The sequence below is a fragment of the Streptomyces sp. SID14515 genome, from assembly GCF_010548505.1.
Lineage (GTDB): Bacteria > Actinomycetota > Actinomycetes > Streptomycetales > Streptomycetaceae > Streptomyces > Streptomyces caviscabies.
Genome location: NZ_JAAGMH010000139.1, coordinates 18,160 through 42,148, shown reverse-complemented (window position 1 = coordinate 42,148; position 23,989 = coordinate 18,160). Strand labels below are relative to the sequence as shown.

The window sequence follows — 23,989 nt, the reverse complement described above, 5'->3', positions numbered from 1 at the left end:
CCGATGGGACCGCTCCCGCGGTCAGGCGCGGGGCGGTCCCATCGGCGGCTTCGCCGTCACGGTCCGGGGCTCAGCCCTTGACCGTGAACTCCCCCCGCAGCAGGGCTTCGTCGCGGGACGACGGGCCCACCAGCAGCTCGAAGCGGCCCGGCTCCACGATGCGGCGGCCCGCCGCGTCCACGAGGGTGCAGTCCGCGGCCGGAAGCTCGAAGAGGACCTCGCGCGACTGCCCGGGGGCCAGCTCCACCTGGCGGTAGGCCTTCAGCTCCTTCTCCGCCCAGGTCACCGAGGTCACCGTGTCGCTCACGTACACCTGGACCGTCTCCAGCGCGGGCCGCGCACCGGTGTTGGTCACCGTGACCCGGGCCCGTACGGTCTCCGACTCGTCGACCACCGCCGTCAGCACCTCCAGGTCCGTGTAGGCGACCGTCGAGTAGCTCAGCCCCTCGCCGAACGCGAACGCCGGGCGCTGGGTGAGGTCCGCGTAGCGCGTACCGTGCTGGCCGCGCACCTGGTTGTAGTACGTCGGCTGCTGGCCCGCGTGCCGGGCGAAGGAGAGCGGCAGCCGGCCGGTCGGCTCGATCAGCCCGAGGAGCAGTTCGGCGACGGCCGGGCCGCCGAGCATGCCCGGGTTGGCCGCGTACACGATCGCCGCCGCACCGAGCGCGGACGGCGGCAGCACCAGCGGCTTGGAGCTGATGACCACGACGACGAACGGCTTGCCCGTCGCGGCCAGCGCGTCCAGCAACGCGACCTGGTCGCCCACGAGTTCGAGGGTGGCCGTCGACTTGCCCTCGCCGATCAGCTCGATCCGGTCGCCGACGACGGCCACCACATGGTCGGCGGCCTCGGCGGCGGCGACGGCTTCGGCGATCAACTCCGCGTCGGGGGCGGCCGGGTGGACGACCTCCGGGCGGGGCTGCCCGTCCGGGAAGAACTCCCCCTCCGGATCGGGCCCGACATCCAGGATCCGGGCGCCGGGCGCGTACGAGACGGTCCAGTCGGCGGGCACCCGGTCGCGGAAGCCGTCGAGGACCGTACGGATCATGGCGCGCGGCTGGCCGTCCGGCAGCCAGTCGGCCTGCCCGGAGGAGCCCGCCCAGTCGCCCAACTGGGTCTGTGCGTCATCGGCGTTGGGGCCGATGACCGCCACCGTACGGGGACCGAGCCCGGTGGCCCGGCCCTCCCCTTCGGCCTCCAGGCCGCCCGCGAACGGCAGCGTGCCGTCGTTCGTCAGCAGGACCAGCGAGCGGCGGGCCGCCTCCAGGTTCAGCTCGGCGTGCGCGGCGCTGCCGATGAACGCGGCCTGCCGGTCGGCGTCGGGGTGGCGGGGGTTCTCGAAGAGGCCCAGCTCGAACTTGAGCGTCAGGATGCGGCGTACGGCGGCGTCGATCTCCGCCTCCGACAACTCGCCCTGGGCCACCGCCTCCTGGGCTCCCTCGAAGAAGTTCGACGTGGTCATCACCATGTCGTTGCCCGCCCGGACCGCCGCCGCCGAGGCCTGCGCGTAGTCGGCGTAGACCTTCTGTTCCCACACCATCCGGCCGACGTTGTCCCAGTCGGTGACCAGCGTCCCGGTGTAGCCCCACTCGCCGCGCAGCACCTCGTTGAGCAGCCAGTTGTTCACCGTGATCGGCACGCCGTCCATCGACTGGTAGCCGAGCATGAACGTACGGCAGCCCTCCTTGGCGACCCGCTCGAACGGCGGCAGGAACCAGGAGCGCAGCTTGCGCCGCGAGATGTCCGCCTCGCTGGCGTCCCGGCCGCCCTGGGTCTCGGAGTACCCGGCGAAGTGCTTGGCGCAGGCCAGGATCGCGGTCGGGTCGTCGAGGCCGTCGCCCTGGTAGCCGCGCACCATCGCGGAGGCCAGCTCGCCGATCAGGAACGGGTCCTCGCCGAAGGTCTCGCTCACCCGGCCCCAGCGCAGGTCCCGGGTGATGCAGAGGACCGGCGAGAACGTCCAGTGCACGCCGGTCGCCGCGACCTCGACCGCCGTCGCCCGCGCGATCCGCTCCACCAGCTCCGGGTCCCAGGTGGCGGCCATCCCGAGCTGCGTCGGGTAGATCGTGGCGCCCTCCCAGAAGGAGTGGCCGTGGATGCAGTCCTCGGCGACGAGCAGCGGGATGCGCAGCCGGGTCTTCGCGGTGAGCGCGGCGGCCTCGCGCACCCGCTCCGGCGAGGCGTGCAGGATCGAGCCGGCGTGCAGGTCCTCGACGAGGTGCCGCACCCCCTCCTTGGCGTTGAGCTGGAGCATCTGGCCGACCTTCTCGGGCAGCGTCATGCGCCCCAGGAGGTCGGCGACCCGCTCCGCGACGGGCAGCTCGGGGTCGAGATACGGCGGCTTGGGACCCACAGGACTTCCTTTCACGACGGCCACGACGGCACTCGCAGTACCGTACGCTCAATCCCGACCGCTTGGTAAGTATTGGGGGAACCGGGATTCGGTCCTGCGAGAATCTGGGCCGGAGCGGTGGAGCGAGAGAGGTGTCCGATGCGCACGAGGATGCGGACGACGGCGGGTGACGGCGCGTGACCTCCGGACCGGGGCGCGGCTACGCCAAGGGCCGGGCCAAGCGGACCGAGATCCTCGACCAGGCGATGGCCCTGTTCGGCGAGGCCGGCTACCGGGGCGCTTCGCTCCGGGTGATCGCCACCCGCTGCGGCATCTCCCACCCGGGCCTCCTGCACCACTTCCCGACGAAGGAGGCCCTGCTCCTCGCCGTGCTCCAGCGCCGCGACGACGTGGACGACGAGTGGCTGTCCCTGGGCGTGACGCGGGGCATCGACCATCTGCGCCGGCTGACCGACCTCGCGGAGCTGAACGCGAAGCGGCGCGGGATCGTCGAGCTGTTCTCGGTGGTCGCGGCGGAGGCCACATCGCCCGACCATCCGGCGCACGCGTATTTCGAGGCCCGCTACCGCACCTCGGTCGCCAACACCGAGCGGGCCTACCGCCAGGCCCGGGAGGCGGGCGAACTCCGGGACGACGTCGATCCGTCGGCGGCCGCGCAGCAGCTCATCGCGCTGATGGACGGCCTCCAGATCCAGTGGCTGATCAGCGACTGCGCGACGGACATGGCGGGAGTGCTGCGGGCGCACGTCCGGGCGCAATTGACCGTGCCCTTCTGACTTTTCACCGCAGATCCTGTTTCTCCGATTCTGCCGTGTAAGGCCGTTTCCCTATCCGATGCCCCATCCGATGCCCCATCGTGTCGGAACTCTTGCCGCAATTGCCGCAATCGAGAACAGGGATGTGCGGCCGATGCGCACGGAATGGTCATAAGTGAGGTCGGCAGGTGTAGACCTGGTGATCGACTCGGGCTAAAGTCCGAGAGGCGCACCCGGAGCGCATGTCGATGCGCCGGGAGTCGATGCGGAAGGCCCATAGGAGTGCCGACGGGGTTCGGCATACCTGAAAGGAATTGCTTCATCGCTCTCGCGGGAATGCCGCCGCAGAGACCCTCACCGTTCACATCATCCGGCCCGACGGGCCGCTCGCAGTGCTGCCCGAAGAGCTACCCGAAACACGTGCCCGGCACTTACCCGCACACATCGAAGAGTTGAAGGAGCGGTCTGCCTCCATGGCTGACGAGATGGTTCTCCAGGCCCAGAAGTGGGTCAACGCGACGTACAAGAACGTCGCCGGATACAACCCCGTGACGGAGGACGGGAAGACCGGTTGGAACACCATGTACTCCCTGACCCGGGCACTTCAGCACGAGCTCGGGATCACGGCTCTCTCCAACTCCTTCGGCCCCACCACGCTGGCGATGCTGGAGGCCAAGGGGCCCATCACCGTCGGTGAGTCGAACAAGAACATCGTCAAAATCATCCAGTCCGGCCTGTGGTGCAAGGGCTACAGCGCCGGGGTCATCGACGGTGACATGTCGTTGGCCACCCTGGGCGGGTTCAAGGCGATGATGACCAATATGGGTCTTCCTTCGACGGACATCGGCAATGCCCTGCCGGCCAAGGTCTTCAAGGCCCTGCTCACCATGGACGCCTACATCTTCCTGTCCGGCGGGCTGGAGCAGATCCGCCTCATGCAGCAGTGGCTCAACGCCCGCTACTGGAAGAAGTCGACCTTCTTCATCGGCCCGTGCGACGGATTCTTCTCCCGTGACGTCCAGCAGGCCCTGATGAAGGGGATCCAGTACGAGTCGGGAATTCCCGAGGGCTCGGCCAACGGCGTCTTCGGTCCCGCCACGGAGGCGGCCCTGCGGTCCCACACGCTCGCCGAGGGCGACACCGGCACCTGGGTGCAGCTGTTCTCGGCCGCCTGTGTGGCGAACGGACCGTCCAACACCAGTGGTGACATAGCCAGCTTCAGCTACGAGTTCGGCCCGAAGCTGCGGAGCTGGGTGGAGAAGTTCCAGAGCTTCTCCGCGATCGGCACGACGGGCAGGGCCGACTTCGACACCTGGGCGCAGCTGCTGGTCTCCTACGGCAATCCCGACCGGGACGTGAACTGCTGCGACACCCGGTTCACCATCACCGCCTCCCGGGCGAAGGCGCTCTACAGCGCCGGCTACCGCGCCGTGGGCCGCTACCTGGACGAGCCGGCCAACAGCACCCTGAACAAGGAGATCCAGCCCGGAGAGCTGGACGCGATCTTCTCCGCCGGTCTGCGCGTCTTCCCGATCTGGCAGTACGACGCCCGGAGCCTCGCGGACTTCTCGTACGCCAACGGCTACTACCACGGCCGCAGGGCGCACGAACGGGCCGAAGGCTATGGATTCAACCGGAGCACGGTGATCTACTTCGCGGTCGACTACGACGCCACGCAGGCGGACATGAGCAAGATCGTCGACTACTTCCTCGGCGTGAACGACGCCCTCAAGGGGAACGGCAGCAAGTACATCACCGGCGTGTACGGTTCGCGGAACGTGTGCGCGAGCGTCTCCGCCGACGCGTATGTTCCGTACGCCTTCGTCTCGGGCATGTCCTACGGATTCTCCGGCAACCTCGGATTCCCGCTGCCGCAGAACTGGACGTTCAACCAGATCAAGGAGTTCGAGTTCTCCGCGGGTTCGGACTCGTTCGCACTGGACCGGGTCGCGCACCGCCCCGGCTCGGACTTCGGTCAGAACTCGGTGAATCAGCCCGGAAGTTCGACGGTCGACGCGTTCATCGCGTACGCGCAGAAGGTGTACGACGCCGCCGTCGCGTACGGAAAGGGCAACGCGAACGAACTGACGCTGCAGTTCATGCGCTGGGACAAGTACACCGACTCCCGCTGGGGATCGCTGTTCGGTGATGTGGACGCCGCGTTCATCCAGTTCGCGCGTGACCGGGGACTCGGCCGGGCGCGGGACCAGTCGTACATCGACCCGTCGATGGGGGTCGAGATCAGCCCCGACCATCTGATCGCCAGTGCCGCGGGCTACTACCTCAAGGGGAACGCCGGTGTCGGCAAGGCGAATCGCGCCGAGCTCGCGAGCTGGGGCGGGGACCTGCTCACGTTCTACGGCGAGTGGAGCCGCTCCGACAACGCCTCTCCGCTGGACTTCTGCCGCAAGAACCTGGCCAGGCCCGATGTCGCGTCCACGTTCTCGCTCAGCGACCTGATCGAGGACATCGACGGGTTCACGGTCGCGACGAAGCTGAAGGCCGGCAGTACGAACGTCGTCGCCGAACTCAGGAGCATCCTGCTCGGCGGTGGTCATCTGACGCGATTCAGCGACTTCCTGGCGGCCAGGTTCGGCAACACCACCGACGGCGTCAAGAAGACGTCGAAGGCGTTCATCGAGGACCAGATCGACGACACTCTGCTGTCCAAGACGCGTGCCCTGCTGGTCCAGCGGAACTGCCCGCTCTTCAAGGAGCCCTGGAACGAGTCCGACTCCGTGATGGACGAGTTCTACCGGGGGTTCGCGGAGGTTCTGCAGAAGCTCATCGACCAGGAAGTCACCCGCTGAATCATGAAGGAAGGGATGTCATGCCGGCACCGTTGATGGGCCTGCTTCTGCTCCTCGGTGTGGCCGCTGTGCCGGCATGCGTCCTGGTGGTCGTTCTTCTGCTGAGGAACCCGCCCCGTCCGCGGGCCAGGATCTGCGGAGTCCTCGCCCTGCTCTGCGGCTCCGCGGCCATGGCCGTGTACTGCTACGGCTGGTTCGCCGTCACCCTCGGCGGGCCGTTCCCGGAGCTGTGCGAGGACAGGGCCGCCTCCGGCGCCCCCCTGGCGAGCCTGCGGCAGGACTTCTGGCCGCTCCGCAACGCCTGCGTCTACTCCGACGGCTCGACGGTGGAGCACCTCTCCGCGTCGGTCAATGTGCTCGTCCACGTGCTTGCCGGTCTTGCCGTCGTCCTGATCTGTGCCGCCGCGTTCCTGCGCCTGCGGGCACGACACCTTCCCGAAGGGACCTCATGACCACCGAATTCTCGCGTCGCACCGTCCTCAAGCAGCTCTCCGGCGTCGCCGCCGGAGCCGCGATGGTCTCCGGCGCGGGCGCGCTGCTGGCTCCGGCGACCGCCGTCGCCGCGGACACCACCTGGCGCGGATCGACCTCGGCGAACGGCTGGAGCATCCCGGACGCCCGCTCCTCGCTCACCGCCGCCCACGACATCCAGGGCACAGGCCTGACCGTCGTCCTGCGCGAAGGGGACACGGCGACGGTCCTGGCCTATGTGGCCCAGCGGTTCCACTACGACGTCGCCCGGCTGGAGCGCGAGCGCGGCGAGATCGTCGGCCGGCACGCCGATCGCGGCGTCGGTGCGGACTTCGAGTCCAACCACCTGTCGGGGACCGCCCTGGCGCTGTATCCGGAGAACTACCCGCTCGGGGTCACGGGGAACTTCTTCCCGTACCAGGTCACGGCGATCCGGGACATCCTGGCGGAACTCGAAGGCGTGGTGAAGTGGGGCGGTGACATGACACCGGCCAGGGAATCCACGTTCTTCATCGACGTTCCGCCCGGGTCGCGGCAGCTCGAACGGGTCGCGGCGAAGCTCGGGGAGTGGCAGATCACTCCGGGCAAGGGCGCCGGGACGCAGAACGTCGAGGACCCCCGGCGCGTCAAGGCGTCGAAGGCGCTGGCGAAGAGCCAGCAGGCCTGACCCGGCGTGCCGCGCGATCTCTCGGCGGCAACGCCATGATCACCCGGCACACGTTCTGACGCCCACCCCGCCGCCCGTAGGCAGCGGATGAAGGCCGCACCCCCGAGGGGAGTGCGGCCTTCGCCGTGCTCGACGCGCCGTCAGCGCGCCAGGGCCACCGGGTGGCCCGCGCCCCGGCCCGGAACCGCCTCGCTCCGCCGCAGCCGGTCGGCGAGCTCGCGCACGCGCGGGTCCTGCGGTCCGGCGTCCAGATAGAACAGCGACTCGTCCGCCCGGGCGTCGTCACCGCCCCAGCGGACCACGCCCGCGCAGTCGGCGAGGATGTCCCGCACCGTCGTCCTCTCCAGCGGGAAGAGACTCCCCGGCGCGGACGCCCCCGGGCGGATGCGGACGGCGGTGCCGGAGGCCAGGTTCGCCTCGGGCGTCCCGGCTTCGGCCCTGCCCGCCCGCCGCCAGCCGGCCAGCTCACCGGACCGGATCTCCGCCACCTCGTAGTGATACCGCCGCACCACGTGCAGCAGGATGGCCTCCGGATCGCCGATCCACACCGGCACGGTGAGTCCGGCGCCGGCCACCGCGCGGGTCCACACCTGGGTGTCGCGGTCGGTGTTCGCCTGCACCGGCCAGCCGTTCGGAGTCGTCTCCGGACGCTTGGCGGCGGGCTTCTTCCAGGTCTTCGTACCGTCGGCCGCCGATGCCGCGGTCGGCCCCGATGCCAGGCCGGCGGCCGCCATCGCGCCCAGCACGGCCGCGGTCCGCACCACGGTCCGTCGCGATATTCCGTCGCTCATGATTCTTTTCCTCTTCTCGGATCTCGTTCAGCACAGTTCGTCGGCAGAGTTCGTCGGCAGGGTTCGCTCAGCCGAATCCGATGCCCAGGAAGAACGGGGCAAGGGTCAGCGCCACCGAGACCGACCAGTACGGGTAGGGCGCCGCTCCGGTGATCAGCCTGCGCCGTATCCACAGGTTGATCAGGGTCCAGACCCCTCCGAAGCACGCCACCACCGGCACGACGATGACCAGCCACAGCAGCATCCCGTCGTCCTCGTTCGGGTCACGCTGTGTCCAACCGAGCTCCGCCAGCGGCCCGTTGGACAGGACGTACCAGATCAGGAAGATCGGAACCACCGCCGGAATCCCGAACAGCAGGTTCACCACCACCGGAACGAAGGACTTCCAGAGCCGCGCGTTCTTCACCGGACCTCCCGGGCTCAGCTGGCTCGACTGAGCCGGTTGTAGTTCTCCAGCACGTTGTACAGGCCGATCAGTTCGCGGCCGTACTTCGCCGCGTCGTCCCCGGTGCCGTTGTAGCGGGCGAGGATCGCCTGGGAGTCGGCCTGGCTGGTGGTCAGGTTCGGCCGGGGCCTGTTGATCTGGTGGGCGTTGTAGATCGTCAGGTAGGCGATGGACGGGAGGTTGTACTCGGGTTCCTGGAGCTTGTTCCAGACGTCCCTCGTGTCTTCGGCGGTCAGCGGAGTGCCGTTGATGATGCCCTGCTGCATGCAGTAGTTGCGGGCCTCGATGGCGAACTTGGCGAAGATCTGCCCCCACCCGGTGCTGCAGTCGTCCAGCACCCCCAGCTTGACGCCTTCGTCGGCCAGCGCGTCGAGCGCGTTCAGCTTGCGCAGCTCCCACAGGACCGGGGCCTGGATGAGGGCCTTGCGCAGCTTGAGCGTGCGCGCCAGGTTCGTGAACAGCCAGTCGGCGTCCATGATCCTGTCGAAGGCCTCCGTCGTGCTCACCACGTTGTACGTGACCCAGTCGCCGTCCACCGTCCAGCCCTCGCCGCCGGTCTCCGGGACGCCGATCGAAGTCAGGTACGTCCGCACGTCGTTCAGCAGCGCCGACCGGTAGCCGCTCTTGTCGAAGTCGACGTCGAGATCGTTCTCCACCGGTATGCCGGGGTCGAAGTCGCCCTGGCCGGTGTCGCGTCCGGAGGCGATGTTGTTGTCGATCTCGATCGCTCCGCTGCCCGATCCGACCGTGATCGTGGAGATCTGGTCGAACGCCCAGTTGCTGGGCAGCGGGTAGCCGAGGTTCCCGGAGAAGCCCGAGGACATGTCGGAGACGAAGCTGACCTCGGCGTGACCGGCGTCGGCGACGCGCTGGCAGACGTTGCGGGGGCCGTAGGCGCCGACCCGGTAGCCCGAGTTCTCGCCGATCGTCCGCGCCACGCCGCGAAAGTACGGGATGACGTAGTCGGTGACCTCGCCGTCCATGGCGTCGTAGTCGACCGCGAAGTAGATGAGCGTGCCCGGCTTGAAGCCGTGCATCCTGGCCCACTCGATGGCGTTGGTGGCGTCGATGCAGCCCTGGGAGTAGCGGAAGTAGTCGGCCGAGCGGCTCCAGGTCTGGTAGATCGGGAAGCAGCGGAGGCCGTACTCCTTGATGGTGGCCAGCTCGCCGGGCTGTATCTGCTTCTCCGGCAGGGAGGTGCTGGAGGGGTTGAAGAGGTAGCGGCCGATGTACTGGTAGCCGGCGGACTTCAGAGCCTGTGCACGGGCCGGTGTCACCATGGTGACGCCGTCGCAGGCGGTGCCCTTGCGGGACTGGTCGCCGTAGGAGACGAGCAGCGAGGCCCAGGTCTGGAAGTCGCCCTGGCCGGTGACCGGCAGCTTGGAGAAGGACTGGAAGCTCTCCACACCGGTCTTCACGGCGGCGGTGAAGCCGCCGAAGGAGACGTTGCGCTTGTTGAGGATCATGGCAGCGGTGAAGAGCTGCGCCCAGACTCCGGTGGCGCCGACGGAGACCGTGTGGGATTTCAGGCCGGACTGGGTGCCGGGGCCGAAGACTCCGTTCGCGGTGCCGTCCGCCATGCCCAGCTCGTACTGGATCGCGAAGAGCATGGACCTGGCGACGTCCCTGGAGTGGTGGCCGTCGCAGGGGATGACGTAGAAGTCCTTGCGCAGCAGATAGCGGCCGTTCAGCCACTGCTGGATGGAGCGGATGCTGTCCGAGCCGTTGCTGACGGTGACGTAGGCGTCCATGTTGAACAGGCCCTTGGTCGTCTTCGGCCACAGGGCGCCGCCCGGGTAGACGGCCTCGACGCCCATGTTCTGGTGGAGCTTGGCGACCGAGGCCTTGACCCTGTCGTTGTAGACGCCGTCGATCTCGCCGCCGTCGTAGCCCTTGCAGTAGAGGGCGGACTGGATGATGCGGCAGAAGTTCGCGGACGGGGCGGTGTTCTCGTCGATCTTGCCGTACAGCTCACCGATCTTTCCGAGAGTGGTCGGACCGAAGGAGTCGGAGAGTGCGGTGATGCCCATTTCGTACTGGAGCGCCCGGGTCAGGGCGTACATGACGGGCCAGCCCGTCTGGCCGTTCTCGGTCAGCTTGGATATGCCGAGGGTGGCGCCGTTGTTGTACGTGGTGTTCACGAATCTCTGGGCGCGGAGCACCATCTCGTCGGCCATGAGAATTCCTCTCTTCCGAAGGAACGCGCGAATGAGCGGCCGCCCCCGCGGGAAAGCGCGGGAGCGGCCACCGTGGAGCGGTCGTCAGCGACCGCCAGGAGGTGTGCTGGACCGGATCTGCGGTCAGTGACAGCCGCCGACGTTCGTCGAGTAATTGACGAGGACCTTTCCGGCGGAATCCCGCATGTAGGCCCAGACCGGGTCGCAGATGCCGGCGTGGTCCGTGGCATAGAGCTTGACCTGGCCCGCGTACTGGCTGAAGTTCCCGGCGTCGGTGATGCACGGCTGGTTGGTGCCGGACGGGAAGCTGTTCGCGCACAGCTGCAGCACCATGTACTTGGCGCCGCCGGTGTTGTTGTCCATGAGGGCGCAGGACGTGCCGGTGCTCGCGTTCCAGTAGGTGAAGAGCGTGGCCTTGCGCACCGAGGGGTTCACGCCGATCGGCAGCGGGATCCCCTGGTACAGCTTGCCGGTGCACGCCTCACCGATGGACCCTCTGGCTCTGATGTCCTGGGGCGGACCGTCCGGGTAGTACGTGGTCACGAAGTCCCGCATGTCCTGCGGCATCGTCTCGCTGAGGTTCCATACCGGGTCGCTGTTCTGCTCGACAGCGGTCGCGGTCGCCTGCGAGCCCCAGCCCAGCAGGGCGAGAGAGGTGAGAGCGGCGACGGCGATACGCCGCATTTTCATGGAGAAAATCATGGTTGTGTCCCGTCCGAGTTTCACGAATCGATTGATCCGAACATGATCAACTTTTCACGAAGATCATCGGCTTCGGCAAGGGGAGGTGTCGGACTTCTGACACATGCGCCGAGGAGTAGGCCTTGTTGCAACGCAAGCGTTAATCAAAGGGAATTCGGGCCATACAACCTTTTGACCGCCTGCTCGTCGGCGATCCTCCTTCGGCCCCTCAGCGGTCGAGAAACTCCGCACAGCCCAGCGGCCCCAGCACCGGCCCCTCCCCCGGACGGATCGTCACCTCAACATCGTCCGCCCGGACATCCGCCTCCCGTACGGACTGGAAGCCGGCCAGCGTGCACACGAGCTGGCCGGTGGCCCGGTCGCCGGCCTCCGACCAGTACGGGCCGTCCAGCTCCACGGTGACGCGGGTGCCGTCACCGGTCACGGAATAGCCTCCGGGGGCGTGGACCAGCGTGGTCAGACCCTCGCGCCGTTCGGCGGCCGTCGGCCCCTGGGCGAGCAGCTTCAGCGCCGCGCCGAGCTCCCTGATGTCCCGGTCGAGCAGCGGCACCGCCCGCAGCCCGGTGTCGGAGGCGAAGTACAGCCGCATCCCGCGCGTCAGCCCGGACGCGGGCTCGCCCGCGTCTATCACCCCGGTCGGCTGGACCCCGCACCCGACGAGCGCGGCCCCCAGCACCGTGAGAACCACTCCTTGCCGACGCCTCATCCGGTCCCCTCCCCCTCCCGCTCCTCCTCCGCACGCCGCCGGAGCAGGGGCAGGGGCAGGATCAGCGTGAACACCGCGCCGCCCTCCGGCCGTTGGGCCACCTCGATCGTGCCGCCGTGCAGCCGGGCGTTCTCCAGCGCGATGGCCATGCCGAGACCGCTGCCCTGACCTCCGTCGGCGGTTCCCCGCCCGTTGCCCTCGGCCGTGTCCCGGGTGCGCGCCGCGTCCGCCTTGTAGAACCGGTCGAAGACCCGCTCCCGGGCCTCCGGCGGCAGCCCCGGACCGCGGTCGGCGACCTCCAGCGTCACCCGGTCGTCCTCGGGCGCGGCCAGCGTGACCGTGACCGGCGGGGCCCCGTGCCGCAGCGCGTTGCCGACCAGGTTCGCCACGATCACGTCGATGCGCCGCCGGTCGACCACGGCCGTTACGTCCTCGCGGAGTCGGAGCGTCACCCGGTCCGTCCACCCGCGCAGCGCCAGCGACGCCCGTACGGTGTCGGCGAGGTCCGTCGCGGACGCGTCGAGCCGGACCGCCCCGGCGTCGAAGCGGGAGATCTCCATCAGGTCCTCGACCAGCCGGGACAGCCGGGCCGTCTCCGCGCCGACGGTGCGCGCCGCGTGGGCGGCGTCCGGCGGCAGCTGGTCGGCGTCCTCCTCCAGGACGGTCGCCACCATGGTCATCGCCGCCAGCGGCGTGCGCAGTTCGTGCGACACGTCCGCCACGAACCGCCGCGCCTTCGCCTCCTGGGCCCGCAACTCCGCGTCGGACACCTGGAGTGCGTCGGCGGTCTCGTTGAACGTCCGCGCCAGGTCGGCCAGTTCGTCGTGGCCGCGGACCGCCACCCGGCTGCCGAGGTCGCCGGCGGCGAGCTCGCGGGTGGCCCGCCCCAGCTTCCGCACCGGCCGCAGGACCGTTCCGGCGGCCAGCAGCGCCAGCAGCGCGGCCAGCACCACCACGGGCACGGTCCCCGTCCGTACGGAGTCCAGCAGGGCGGCGGTGTCGTCGCGCTCGGCCCGCAGGTCGGTGATGGCGAAGACCTCCAGGCCCGAGGTGCGCCGGTCCCCGTCGGCGTACGTCACGGGCGTGCCGACGACCAGATACGGCTCGCCGCGCCACTGGACCCGCTGGAACCGGGCCCCGTCCCCGGCCCGTACGGCGGCCCGCAGTTCGGCGGTGATCCGGCCCTCCGTGTCGGCGTACGCGTCGGAGACGGCGGACAGGTCCTGGTGCCGGGCGACCACGATCCGCGCGCCCAGGCCCTCGGAGACCTTCGCCGCGAACCGGGACAGCGACTGCTGGTCGGGCGGCAGGTCGAACCCCGCCGCGACCGCCGCGACCCGCTCCCTGAGGTCGTCCACGGCGGTGTTCTGGGTGCGCTGGAGGACGGCGGTGCGGGCGTCCCGGTAGGCGAGGGCGGTCGCGGTCACCGCGCTGACCAGGGCGACGAGGACGAACGTGACGACGAGCCGCACCCGCAGCCCGCCGACGAGCCGCCGGGAGCCGCGCCGGACCGCGCCCCGCCGCACAGCGCCCTGTCGCACAGCGGCCCGTCTCACCGCTCCCCGTCTCACAGCGGCCCGAAGCGGTAGCCGAAGCCGCGCACGGTCTGGACGTACCGGGGCCTGGCCGGTACGTCCTCGATCTTGGCCCGCAGCCGGCCCACCGCCGCGTCGACCAGCCGTGAGTCGCCCAGGAACGTGTGGTCCCACACCGAGGCGAGGAGCTGCTCCCGGGTGAGGACGCGGCCGGGAGCGGCCGACAGCTCCAGCAGGACCCGCAGTTCGGTGGGCGGGAGGGCGATGGCCGTGCCGTGCTTGGCGACGGTCAGCCCTGCCCGGTCGATGACCAGACCGGCATGGTCGGAGCGGTCGGCGTGGTCGGCGTCCGCGCCCTGCCCCGGGGCCGGTTCCGCGCGGCGCAGGGCGGCCCGAATGCGGGCCTCCAGGACGGGCGCGGTGACCGGCTTGACCACATAGTCGTCGGCCCCCGCCTCCAGCCCGGTCACGATGTCCCGGTCGTCGCCGCGCGCGGTCAGCATGATGACGGGCAGCGTCGCCGTACGGGCCCGGATGCGACGGCACACCTCGAAGCCGTCCATGCCGGGCAGCATCAGGTCCAGCACGGCCAGTTCGACCCGCTCGCCCCGCTCCCCGGCCAGCAGCGCGAGGGCCTCCTCGCCGGTGGCGGCCGTCTCCACGCCGTACCCGTGCCGGCGCAGCACAAGCTCCATCCCGTCCCGTACGGACGCGTCGTCCTCGATGAGCAGCACATGCGGCATGGGCCCGATTATGCGCACGCCCCGGCCGTCCACGCCTCCTCCCCCAGGGGCGGAAGCGCAGGTCGAAGGCATTGTTACGTTCTCATCATGTGGCCATGGACAGGCCATCACGCGCGGCGGCCAGCGTGAGGCCCATGACCTTCCCCACCACCACCGCCGGGCTCCGCCTGGCCGCCTTCGTGGCCGTGCCCGTACTCGCCCTCACCGTCTCCTGCGGCGGCGGCGACGCCGCCGACGGGACGAAGAGCCACGACGCGATCGCCGACGTACCGACCGCGAAGGACGAGCCGTCCGCGTCCGGAAGCGCCTCTCCCAGCACACAGCCCGCGGGCAGGAGCGCCTTCTACGACGCCCAGGTCGCGTTCGTCCGGTGCATGCGCGCCAAGGGCGGCTACAAGGACTACCCCGACCCCAAGCTCAGCGGCCATCTCGACTGGACGAAGATCAGCGAGATCGGCTCCCGGCCCGGCCGCAACGACGGCATCAAGGCCGGGAAGAACAACGTCTGCGTGGACGAGCTCAAGGCGGCCATGGCGGTCGAGCCCAAGCGCGACCAGCAGAAGTCCTACGAGTCGATGCTCGCGCACGCCCAGTGCATGCGGGACAACGGCATCAGCCGGTTCACCAACCCGGTGATGTCCGGCGGCAACGCGATACCGGGCGGCGACCCGAACCCGGGCTCCCCCGTCTACGACCCGGACTCCCCCGCGTACAAGAAGGCCCGCGAGGCGTGCGGTACGAAGCTGCTCGACGGTCTGGACGGCATGCAGTGAGGCGCTCCACCACCGCACTCCTCGCACTGGGCGCGGTGACCGCCGCCGTCGCCGGGGGCGTCCTGTTCCTCGGCGCGGGCGACGGGGCGGGCAGCCCGGGTGAGGACGGCGACGGCCTGCCGCCCGCCACGGCCGCCGTCGTCCGCACCGACCTCGTCCTGTCGAAGACCGTCGACGGCAGGATCGACTTCGCCCGGCGCCGCGTCGTCAAGGCCGCCGTGGAGGGCACCGTCACGGTGGCGGCCGCCGAGGGGGCGACCGTACGGCGAGGGCAGGCCCTGTACGAGCTGAACGACAAACCGGTCACGCTCCTCTACGGGCCGGTCCCGGCGTTCCGCGAGATGAAGGTCGGCGACCGGGGCAGCGATGTCCTCCAACTGGAGCGCAACCTGCGGGACTTGGGTTACGGAGTCGGGACCGGGCTGTACGTCGACACGGAGTACGGCAAGGACACCGAGGCGGCCGTCGAGCGGTGGCAGAAGGACCTCAACCGCGAGACCACCGGAAGGGTCGGCCGGGGCGATGTGGTCTTCCAGCCCGGCCCGGTCAAGGTGGTCTCCGCCGACGCGGCCCTCGCCGACCAGGTCGGCCCGGACGGGCCTGTCCTGACGATCGCCTCCACCAAGCCGGTCGTCCGGGCCCTCCTGGACCAGACCGACGGCGCGCTCACCGCACGCGGCACGAAGGTGGAGGTGGCCCTGCCGAGCGGGAAGACCGTGGCCGGGAAGGTCGCCGGGACGGTGCGCCCGGAGGAGGACGGGGCGGAGGGCGACGCCCAGGAGGGCATCACCGTCGAGGTGGTCCTCGACGGCGGTTCCGGTGCCGTGTCCGGCGAGGACGCCGAGGCGACGGCGAGCGTCACGTTCGTCAGCGAGGCCCGCAAGGGCGTCCTCGCGGTGCCCGTCGAGGCGGTCGTCGCCCTGCGCGGCGAGAGTGGGGGCTACGGGCTCCAGATCGTCCGGGGCACGACGTCCACGACGGTCCGGGTGGAGACGGGCATGACGGCGGACGGACAGATCGAGGTCAGCGGCGCGGAGCTGCGCGAGGGCGTGAAGGTGGGAGTGGCGAAGCCATGAGCCTCCAGAACCCGCGAGCCCGGCCGCAACCGGTGGTGGTCGAACTCCGCGACGCCGCCAAGTCCTACCCCGGCGGGGTCCACGCCCTGCGCGCCGTGAACCTCACCGTCCACGAGGGCGAACTCCTCGCGGTGGTCGGCCCGTCCGGCTCCGGCAAGTCCACGATGCTGAACGTCATGGGGACCCTCGACCGGCCCACCACGGGTACGGCCCGGGTCGCCGGGTACGACGTGTCCGCGCTCTCCGACGCCCGCCTCTCCGCACTACGGGCCCGCCACATCGGCTTCGTCTTCCAGCACTTCCACCTGGCGGCGGGCCGGAGCGCGGTGGACAACGTCGCCGACGGCCTGCTGTACACGGGCGTCGGCAACCGGGAACGGCGCGACCGGGCGCGCGCGGCGCTGGCCCGCGTACGCCTGGACCACCGGACCTCGCACACCCCGAACGAGCTGTCCGGCGGCGAGAAGCAGCGCGTGGCCATCGCCCGCGCCCTGGTGGGCGAGCCCCGGCTGCTGCTGGCGGACGAGCCGACGGGGCGCTGGACACCGCGTCCGGCGTGATCGTCATGGAGCTGCTGCACGAGCTGAACGCGTCCGGCACGACGGTCTGCGTGATCACCCACGACCAGCAGATCGCGGCCTCGCTGCCGCGCCGGGTCCGTTTCCGGGACGGCGAGATCGTCGCGGACGACCGCTCCACGGCACGTACGGAGGCGGGCTCATGACCCACACCCACACCCACGCCCACACCCAGGGAAGCCGGAGCACGACCCATGTCCTCGAGCCCGCCCGCCTCTCCCCCCGGGACGTCCTGCGCGTCGGTGCGGTCGGCCTGCGGGCGCGCCGGGCCCGGGTGGTGCTCTCGGCGCTCGGCATCGCCATCGGCATCGCGACGATGGTCGCGGTCGTCGGCCTGTCCGAGTCGAGCCGCGCGGACCTGATGTCCCGCCTGGACCGCCTCGGCACCAACCTCCTCACCGCCGAGGCGGGCGAGGACCCTCTCGGCGGCACGGTCGAGCTGCCCAGGAACGCGGTGGCGATGGTCGAGCGGATCGGCCCGGTGCGGCACGCCACGGCCACCGCCGACGTCGACGCCCGTATCCGCCGCAGCGACGTCGTGCCCGAGGAGCGCACCGCCGGGGTCACCACCCAGGCGGCCCGCACCGACCTGCTCTCCACGCTGGGCGGCGAGGTCGCCCGGGGCACCTGGCTGACCCCGGCCGGCGAGCGGCTGCCCACCGCCGTGCTGGGCGCGGTGGCGGCGGACCGCCTCGGCATCACCCGCCCCGGCGAGACGATCATGCTGAACGACACCCGGGTGGCCGTCGTCGGGATCCTCGAACCGATCGAGCTGGTGCCCACCTTGGACCGGGTGGCCCTGATCGGATTCCCGGCCGCCGAACGCTACTTCGGCTTCGACGGCCACCCCACCACGATCTTCGAGCGCTCCACGGACGCCTCGGTCGAGGACGTACGGGCGGTGCTGGCCCGCACGGTCAGCCCCGGCAACGAGGCGAGTGTCCGGGTCTCGCGCCCCTCGGACGCGCTGGCCGCGCGGGCGGCCGCCGACAAGGGGCTGACGACGCTGATGCTCGGGCTCGGCGCGGTGGCGCTGCTGGTCGGCGGGGTGGGTGTGGCCAACACGATGGTCATCTCCGTGCTGGAGCGCCGCCAGGAGATCGGCCTGCGCCGCTCGCTGGGGGCGACGCGCAACGCGATCCGTCTCCAGTTCCTGACCGAGTCGCTGCTGCTGTCGGCCCTGGGCGGCGTCACGGGCGCGTTGCTGGGCGCGGCGGCGACGTACGGGTTCGCGCAGGTGCAGGGGTGGACGGCGGTGGTCCCGCCCTGGTCGCTGGCGGGCGGCCTGGCCGCGACCCTGCTGATCGGCGTGGTCGCGGGCCTCTACCCGGCGATCCGCGCCTCCCGCCTGCACCCGACGGCGGCACTGAACGCGACGTGAGGGCGCGGCCCGCACGGGCCACGGGACACGGGGTCACGGGGTCACGGGACATGAGGGTGCGGCCCGCACGGGCCACGGGTCACGGGCCACGGGTCACGCGACGTGCGGGCGCAGCCCCTGGCCCCGGAAGCGGCCGGGGTCAGGGGCTCACTCGCTCGCCCCCGCGGCGGCCGGGTCAGGGGCCCACCCGCTCGACCCCGCGGCGGCCGGCGATCCGGGCCATGGTCAGGCAGTACAGCGGGGCGAAGACGAGCTCGATCACCATGGCCTGCCAGGGCGCGTCGGCCGCCGTCTCCGTGCTGGCCAGCTCGCCGAAGCCGGCCGCCAGGCCGAAGGCCAGCAGGTTGTTCGCGACGTGCATGACGATCACGGCTTCGAGACCGCCGGTACGGATCACCAGCCAGCCCCACCACAGCGCCGAGTACAACAGCAAGAGGAACCCGGAGAGTTCACCGAACCCGTGGGCCAGGGCGAACAGCAGGGAGGCGATCACGATCGCGGGCCACGGCGTACGCACGACCCGCCCGATCACCTGGACCAGCCAGCCCCGGAAGACGTACTCCTCGGCGGCGGCCTGGAACGGGACGAGCGCCAGCACCACGGCCAGGCTCAGCAGAAAGACGGGCCACCCCGGGAAGCCGGTGCCCGACTCCCCGAGCGGCTCGTCGTTCCAGGTCCACAGGATCAGCAGGCCGATCTGCACGACCATCAGCGGAAGGGCCACGGCGGCGCACCGCCAGAGCCAGCCCCAGCGCAGCCGCCCGAGGACGGAGGAGACGGTCCCGGCGGGCCGCCGGCCCAGCAGACGGACGGCCCCGAGGACGATGGGTATGGCGATCGCGATGCCGAGGAGCTGGACGACCAGATCCGCGACGGGGTCCTCGAAGAAGAGGTCGCTGTCCGCCGACGCGGGCCCCGCGTCCAGCAGCTCCGCGACGACGAACCCGACGATGCTGACGACCAGGACGCCCGCCACGACCAGCGCCACGACGACGGACAGCTCGCCCAGCCAGCCGAACCGTCCGCCCTGCCCGTTGCGCCCCTGCTCGTCGTAGCGCGAGCCCGAGGGCGCGCGCACCGGCCCGGAAGGCGGACGACTCCACTCCGGAGGCTTGTCCCACCCCTGCTGCCACCCCTGCGGCCAGTCCTGCTGTCGGCCGGGTTCGGGCGGGCGCGGTGGCTCGGCCGAGGACGACGGCGGAGCCCAGGGCGACGAAGGCTCGGGCTGCGGCTGCGGCTGGGACGGGGGCGGGGGCGGGGGCGGGGGCACGTCAGGGTTCACACCGCCGATCCTGGGCGCGCACGCGTACGAGGTCAAAGCGATGAGCGGCGGGGTGAGCATATTCACGGCCACCGCAACGCCACGGTCACGAGTGGATCGAGAAGCGGCGCACAGGGGAACCCGCAGCCGGGTCTTCCCCTCCTGGCCACACGCGACGACCGGACAACCGAACACCCATCCGTCTCAACGGGGTTGCTGTGGCAGACTGCGTCGACTGACTGGTCCACACCACGTGTATCTGGAGTTCGGTATGACGGCACAGGCGCCTCACCCCCCGATCGACACCAGCAAGCCCCACTCGGCCCGGGTCTACGACGCGCTGCTCGGCGGCAAGGACAACTACCCCGTGGACCAGGAAGTGGCCGAACTCCTGCCCATCGAGGCGAAGATCGGCGCGCACCAGCAGCGCGCCTTCATGAACCGCGCGACGGCCTGGCTGGCTGGCGAGGGCGTGACGCAGTTCCTGGACATCGGTACGGGCATTCCCACCGCGCCGAACCTGCACCAGGTGGCCCAGGAGATCCGCCCCACCGCCCGGGTCGTCTACTGCGACAACGACCCCATCGTCCTGCGCCACGCGGAGGCGCTGCTGATCAGCCGGCCGGAGGGCGTGACGAACTACGTCCACGCCGATGTCCGCGAGCCCGCGATCATCCTGGACGCGGCCCGCGAGACCCTGGACTTCGACCGCCCGATAGCCCTGTCGCTCCTCGGCCTCCTCCACTTCCTGCCGGACGCCGAGGACCCGATCGGCATCGTCCGTACGTTCACGGACGCCATGGCCCCCGGCAGTTACGTCGTGCTGTCCCACGGCGCGTCCGATGTGAACGAGGAGATCGGACAGCAGAGCGAGGACGAGTACAAGAAGGGCGGCATCCAGCTGGCCCTGCGGACCCGCGAGGAGTTCACGCGATTCTTCGAGGGCCTGGAGATCGCCGCCCCCGGCCTGGTGAAGGCCCCGGAGTGGTTCAACGGCACCCCCGCGCCCAAGCAGGAGCACAGCGGCATCTACGTGGCCGTGGCCCGGGTCCCGTAACCGGAAGCCCCTTCGGCACGGGCTTCGGCGGCCACGCGCTCCCGCCAGGACGGCGGCGAGGGTACGGGGTCGGCCTCGGCGCGGGCCGACCCCGTACCCCCGCCGCATGGATCACGACAGCCGCGCGAACGCCGCCTCGTGACCGTTCTCCGGGTGGGGCGTTGGACCTCCCATGAACACCAAGAGCGTCCTGACCACCTCATTCCTCGCCCTCTCCATGGCGATGGCGTCCACCACGGCCGCCGTCGCCGACGACGCCCCGACGGGCAACGGCCTGGCGTCACTCGTGGGCCCCGTCCTCGCACCCCCGGAGGCCGGCGAGACCGACGCCGGGGCCGTCAGCCCCGCCGAACACGTCAACGCCAATGTCTGCGACATCTCCCCAGCCGTCCTGGGCGCTGATCTGCCCACGGGCCCGAAGTCGACGGACTGCACGGCGGCCAGCACCGCCGGCTAGGGCCTGTCCGGCCGGTCATGTGCGGAGCCGTACGACCTCGTCACAGGTCGGCGGCCGATGGGCACATGATCGGCCGGACGGCTACGGGGCGACGGCGCGGGCGCGGCCCCAGGCGGTGACGAGGGTGTAGCCGAGCTCATGGGTTGCGGGTGCCTGGAGGTGGCCGATGGCGGCGTCGAAGCCGTCGGCGTCGATGAGGCCGGTGGCGAGGATCTCGGTGCGCATGGCGCTGAAGGTGAGTGTCCAGAAGCGGACAGTGGGGTGGTCGGCGCGGACCAGGGGGACGTCGGCAGCCATGCCGATGCCGGTGAGTCCGGCGGCGGCCAACGGCGCGGGGTAGGAGCGGGCGTAGTTGAGGTCGCTGTCGAGGGTGGTGACGAGGGCCTGGTCGTAGGCGCGGGTGAGGGCACGCACCGCGGGGTGGGGAGAGGCGCAGGCCATGGTGTTGATGACGTCGCTGACAAGGAGGAGGCCACCGGGGGCGAGCATGGACACGAGGCGGGGCAGCACCTCCTCGCGCCCGGGGAGGTGACAGAGCGTCAGTCTGGCGTGGATGAGATCGAAGCCGGGGGCAGGGAGTTCGGCGTCCGGAGCGGCGTGGATGTCGGCCTGCCAGGCCCGCACTCCGGGGTGGGCGGCCTCGCGGAGCAGGCTTGTGTCGCGATCGAGGGCGACGACCTCGCCGAAGGAACCGACCTGGTCCGCCAGCCAGGCGGCGACGGTGCCGGGGCCCGCGCCCACGTCCAGGCAGCGGAGACCGCTCAGCGGGCCGAGGTCGGCAAGGCGCCGCCGGGTGAAGGGGTCGAAGACCTCGCCGATCAGGCCGATGCGCTCGCGCTCCAAGGGCTGATCGAAGCCGTACAGGCGGCTTCCGTACATCTCCGTCGTCACGTCTGTGCTCACGAACCGCACCCTATACTGACGCTCGGTAACCACCTAGACACGTTCCGCATGGGGTCTGTGATGCCTGCTTCTTTCGTGCCGACCCCTCCCGCCCTGAGGCGGGACAGGGCAGCGCAGTCACCGGCCGACCTGGCGGAGGGCCTGACGTCGGACCCGCCGCACCTGCCGTACCGGCTGCTGTGGGACAGGCACAACAGCGCCCTCTACGACCGGATCCGCGAACAGCCCGAGTACTACCTCGACCGCGCGGAGATGAGCCTGCTCCGCGCCCACGCGCCCGCCATCGCCGCCGCCACCGGGGCCCGCACACTCATCGAACTCGGCGCGGGCAGCGGGGAGAAGGCGCTGCCGCTGCTGCGGCACATGCCCGCCCCGGCCGCCTACCGGCCGGTCGACCTCAGCAGCGGCGCCCTGGACAGCCTGGCCGACCGGCTTCTGCGCGCCTCGCCCGGCACCGACGTCCGCCCGGTGGCCGCCGATTTCACCCGTCCCTGGCCCCCGCAGCTCCTCGCCCCCGGCCCCGGACCGGTGCTGGCCACCTTCCTCGGCAGCACCCTGGGCAACCTCCTGCCCGACGAGCGCCACGGCCTGTTCGCACGGCTCGCCCACGGCCTGCACCCGGGCGACGCCCTGCTCCTGGGCGTACCTCTGCTCCTGGAGGAGCCCGCTGCCATGACGGCCGCCTACCGCGACGCAGCGGGCCTCATGGAGACCTTCTACCTGCACTGCCTGCGTATCCTCAACCGCGACTTCGGCGCCGACTTCGACCTCAACGCCTGGGCCCACCAAGTCGGTTGGAACGCCGACAAGAGGCGGGTGGAGATCGGCCTGCGCGCCTTCACCCGCCAATACGTCACCCTCCCGGGCAGCCCGGACCCGCACCGGCTCGCCTTCGCCCCGGACCAGGTGCTGCGCGCGGCGGTCGCCGCCCGCTTCACCCCGGCGCATCTCGACGGCGAACTGGCGGCTCACGGGTTCGACACGGAGCGACGCCTGCCGGATCCCACCGACCGTTACATGCTCCTGCTCGCCCGTCGAAACGGCGGTTGAACCAGCGGTCGAACCAGCGGGTGACGCACTGCCGCCCCGCCGCCCCGGGACCGCGCCCCGCCGCTCACTCACGAGGGAGCCTTTCAGGACGAGTTCGCCGGGCCGGGGTTCCGGGCGGGTGCTCCGCTCGCCGTTGCGCAGCCGCGGTCCGCGGCGGACGCGGAGTGGCGGGAAGTCGATCGCGGGCAACTGGTCCGGGCTGCCGGACTCCTTCACCCGCGGCATCGACGCGGCGCTCAACCGCAGGGACCAGCCCGCCGTCGGCTACCTGTTCAAGGACGACCAGTACGTCCGCGCCGACTCCGGCTACCCCCTCCCCATCCGCGGCAACTGGGCCCTCTTCCAGTAGGAGACGCCCAGGACCGGAGCCTGTGGGCGACGCCCCGGTGATCGAATCGTTGCCGCCCCGCGTACAACCCCGCACGCCCCTCCCCGGTCCCACAGTCAGCCGCGAGGACCGGACCTCCGGCAGACGAGAAGCAGGGGCGGGGACACGACGATGCGGAAGACGGTGTGGAGAGCGACGGTGGCCGCTGGGGCGGCGGCCGTGTTCACCGGGGTGGCGGCGGTACCGGCCGGGGCGGCGGAGGGCGGCGTCGCCTTCAGCCGGGTCACGGTGAACGGCGGGAAGCCGATCGTGCTCGGGGTCAAGGAGGAGGTCGAGGTGTACGTGACCTTCCGGATGACGACCAAACTGAAGTACGAGTCCGGGCCGATCGTGTACCCCTACCGGGGCAAGGTGGGCTCCAGCGAAACGCTCTGGAATTCCATCATCACCAGCGACTGCAGGGTCGTGGACAAGGCCAAGGGCATCTGCGACTTCGAGGAGTGGCTGACCATCGACCCGCGCCACTACGACTTCGGCAACGAGGACGCGGGCACCTGGAAGACCGCGGCCAAGGTGCACCTCCCCAAGGGCGCCGAGGACGTCGACGACAAGAAGCTCCCGCTGCAGGTCAAGCGAGCCACCCGCGTCACGGTCAACGCCTCCCCGGAGCCGGTCAAGAAGGGCGGGACGATCACCGTGACCGGCAAGGTCACCCGGGCGAACTGGAACACCCACACGTACCAGGGCTACGGGGGTCGCACGGTGAGCCTGCAGTTCAAGGCGGCGGGCGCCTCCTCGTACAAGACGGTCAAGAAGGTGAAGTCGAACAGCACCGGTGCGCTCAAGACCACGGTCAAGGCCACCACGTCCGGGACGTGGCGTTGGACGTACTTCGGCAACACCACCTCCGGCGCGAAGTCGTCGACCGGGGACCGAGTGGAGGTGCGGTAGGGCCGTCCCGACGGGCGTA

The 23,989-nt window shown here is 70.7% G+C and carries 22 protein-coding genes and 1 pseudogene; 13 read left to right on the top strand and 10 right to left on the bottom strand.

The genetic code is table 11. The features are described 5' to 3' along the window. Positions 1–70: 70 nt before the first annotated feature. Positions 71–2,353 carry a glycoside hydrolase family 3 N-terminal domain-containing protein gene (locus tag G3I54_RS33785; RefSeq protein WP_164620450.1) on the bottom strand — a complete coding sequence of 761 codons (2,283 nt, stop codon included), beginning with the start codon at positions 2,351–2,353 and terminating at the stop codon, positions 71–73. A 176-nt stretch (positions 2,354–2,529) separates the two neighbouring features. Here G3I54_RS33785 and G3I54_RS33780 point away from each other — a divergent pair, with 176 nt between their 5' ends. The 4 genes from G3I54_RS33780 (at position 2,530) to G3I54_RS33765 (ending at position 7,056) form a co-directional block, all read left to right on the top strand. Beyond that, a complete protein-coding gene (locus G3I54_RS33780; protein ID WP_164620448.1) occupies positions 2,530–3,129 on the top strand; it encodes a TetR/AcrR family transcriptional regulator in 600 nt (199 codons plus the stop codon). A 452-nt stretch (positions 3,130–3,581) separates the two neighbouring features. After that, positions 3,582–5,918 carry a glycoside hydrolase domain-containing protein gene (locus G3I54_RS33775; RefSeq protein ID WP_164620446.1) on the top strand — a complete coding sequence of 779 codons (2,337 nt, stop codon included), beginning with the start codon at positions 3,582–3,584 and terminating at the stop codon, positions 5,916–5,918. Positions 5,919–5,938: 20 nt separating this feature from the next. Continuing rightward, the gene (locus G3I54_RS33770; protein ID WP_164620439.1) at positions 5,939–6,370 is read left to right on the top strand and encodes a hypothetical protein; all 432 of its coding nucleotides are present in this window, start codon (positions 5,939–5,941) and stop codon (positions 6,368–6,370) included. After that, positions 6,367–7,056: a hypothetical protein gene (locus tag G3I54_RS33765; protein ID WP_164620436.1), complete on the top strand. Its 690-nt coding sequence runs from the start codon at positions 6,367–6,369 to the stop codon at positions 7,054–7,056. Before G3I54_RS33770 ends, G3I54_RS33765 begins: the two co-directional genes overlap by 4 nt. A 140-nt stretch (positions 7,057–7,196) precedes the next feature. On the opposite strand, the gene G3I54_RS33760 is transcribed toward G3I54_RS33765, so the two are convergent. The 7 genes from G3I54_RS33760 to G3I54_RS33730 all read right to left on the bottom strand — a co-directional run bounded on the left by G3I54_RS33760 (position 7,197) and on the right by G3I54_RS33730 (position 14,155). Next, complete coding sequence (locus G3I54_RS33760; RefSeq protein ID WP_164620434.1) at positions 7,197–7,847, bottom strand: hypothetical protein; 651 nt, start codon at positions 7,845–7,847, stop codon at positions 7,197–7,199. A gap of 67 nt (positions 7,848–7,914) precedes the next feature. After that, positions 7,915–8,253, bottom strand: coding sequence for a hypothetical protein (locus G3I54_RS33755; protein ID WP_164620432.1), 339 nt, complete (start codon positions 8,251–8,253; stop codon positions 7,915–7,917). 14 nt (positions 8,254–8,267) lie between these two features. Further along, positions 8,268–10,469, bottom strand: a complete 2,202-nt coding sequence (locus G3I54_RS33750) for a glycoside hydrolase domain-containing protein (RefSeq protein ID WP_164620430.1) — start codon at positions 10,467–10,469, stop codon at positions 8,268–8,270. Between the two features lie 123 nt (positions 10,470–10,592). After that, entirely contained in the window at positions 10,593–11,159 is a 567-nt protein-coding gene (locus G3I54_RS33745; RefSeq protein WP_164620428.1) for a hypothetical protein, read from the bottom strand. A gap of 220 nt (positions 11,160–11,379) precedes the next feature. Then, a complete protein-coding gene (locus G3I54_RS33740; RefSeq protein WP_164620427.1) occupies positions 11,380–11,877 on the bottom strand; it encodes a GerMN domain-containing protein in 498 nt (165 codons plus the stop codon). Beyond that, entirely contained in the window at positions 11,874–13,418 is a 1,545-nt protein-coding gene (locus G3I54_RS33735) for a HAMP domain-containing sensor histidine kinase (protein ID WP_343240495.1), read from the bottom strand. The genes G3I54_RS33740 and G3I54_RS33735 overlap by 4 nt, the downstream gene beginning before the upstream one ends. Positions 13,419–13,444: 26 nt before the next feature. Next, complete coding sequence (locus G3I54_RS33730; protein WP_164620425.1) at positions 13,445–14,155, bottom strand: response regulator transcription factor; 711 nt, start codon at positions 14,153–14,155, stop codon at positions 13,445–13,447. A gap of 134 nt (positions 14,156–14,289) precedes the next feature. On the opposite strand from G3I54_RS33730, the gene G3I54_RS33725 reads away from it, so the two are divergent. The 4 genes and pseudogenes from G3I54_RS33725 to G3I54_RS33710 all read left to right on the top strand — a co-directional run bounded on the left by G3I54_RS33725 (position 14,290) and on the right by G3I54_RS33710 (position 17,963). After that, positions 14,290–14,928, top strand: coding sequence for a hypothetical protein (locus G3I54_RS33725; RefSeq protein ID WP_164620423.1), 639 nt, complete (start codon positions 14,290–14,292; stop codon positions 14,926–14,928). Continuing rightward, the gene (locus G3I54_RS33720) at positions 14,925–16,004 is read left to right on the top strand and encodes a peptidoglycan-binding protein (protein ID WP_164620421.1); all 1,080 of its coding nucleotides are present in this window, start codon (positions 14,925–14,927) and stop codon (positions 16,002–16,004) included. Before G3I54_RS33725 ends, G3I54_RS33720 begins: the two co-directional genes overlap by 4 nt. After that, positions 16,001–16,728, top strand: a pseudogene (locus tag G3I54_RS33715) (ABC transporter ATP-binding protein). The gene G3I54_RS33720 and the pseudogene G3I54_RS33715 overlap by 4 nt, the downstream one beginning before the upstream one ends. Then, the gene (locus G3I54_RS33710) at positions 16,725–17,963 is read left to right on the top strand and encodes an ABC transporter permease (protein ID WP_164620419.1); all 1,239 of its coding nucleotides are present in this window, start codon (positions 16,725–16,727) and stop codon (positions 17,961–17,963) included. The pseudogene G3I54_RS33715 and the gene G3I54_RS33710 overlap by 4 nt, the downstream one beginning before the upstream one ends. Positions 17,964–18,138: 175 nt before the next feature. Here the strand turns inward: G3I54_RS33710 and G3I54_RS33705 are convergent, their stop codons facing one another. After that, the gene (locus G3I54_RS33705; RefSeq protein ID WP_164620417.1) at positions 18,139–19,041 is read right to left on the bottom strand and encodes a type II CAAX endopeptidase family protein; all 903 of its coding nucleotides are present in this window, start codon (positions 19,039–19,041) and stop codon (positions 18,139–18,141) included. 454 nt (positions 19,042–19,495) lie between these two features. Between G3I54_RS33705 and G3I54_RS33700 the strand changes: the two genes are divergently transcribed. Together G3I54_RS33700 and G3I54_RS33695 are read left to right on the top strand one after the other, a co-directional pair. Continuing rightward, positions 19,496–20,281 (top strand): SAM-dependent methyltransferase, encoded by a 786-nt coding sequence (locus tag G3I54_RS33700; protein ID WP_164620415.1) that lies wholly within the window; start codon positions 19,496–19,498, stop codon positions 20,279–20,281. Between the two features lie 172 nt (positions 20,282–20,453). Next, complete coding sequence (locus G3I54_RS33695) at positions 20,454–20,738, top strand: hypothetical protein (RefSeq protein WP_164620413.1); 285 nt, start codon at positions 20,454–20,456, stop codon at positions 20,736–20,738. Between the two features lie 81 nt (positions 20,739–20,819). On the opposite strand, the gene G3I54_RS33690 is transcribed toward G3I54_RS33695, so the two are convergent. Then, positions 20,820–21,641 carry a class I SAM-dependent methyltransferase gene (locus G3I54_RS33690; RefSeq protein WP_164620411.1) on the bottom strand — a complete coding sequence of 274 codons (822 nt, stop codon included), beginning with the start codon at positions 21,639–21,641 and terminating at the stop codon, positions 20,820–20,822. Between the two features lie 60 nt (positions 21,642–21,701). Here G3I54_RS33690 and G3I54_RS33685 point away from each other — a divergent pair, with 60 nt between their 5' ends. The 3 genes from G3I54_RS33685 to G3I54_RS33675 all read left to right on the top strand — a co-directional run bounded on the left by G3I54_RS33685 (position 21,702) and on the right by G3I54_RS33675 (position 23,970). Then, positions 21,702–22,691: an L-histidine N(alpha)-methyltransferase gene (locus tag G3I54_RS33685; RefSeq protein WP_164620409.1), complete on the top strand. Its 990-nt coding sequence runs from the start codon at positions 21,702–21,704 to the stop codon at positions 22,689–22,691. 118 nt (positions 22,692–22,809) lie between these two features. Further along, positions 22,810–23,040: a hypothetical protein gene (locus G3I54_RS33680; protein ID WP_164620407.1), complete on the top strand. Its 231-nt coding sequence runs from the start codon at positions 22,810–22,812 to the stop codon at positions 23,038–23,040. Between the two features lie 150 nt (positions 23,041–23,190). After that, positions 23,191–23,970 (top strand): hypothetical protein, encoded by a 780-nt coding sequence (locus tag G3I54_RS33675; protein WP_164620405.1) that lies wholly within the window; start codon positions 23,191–23,193, stop codon positions 23,968–23,970. The last annotated feature ends 19 nt before the right edge of the window (positions 23,971–23,989 follow it).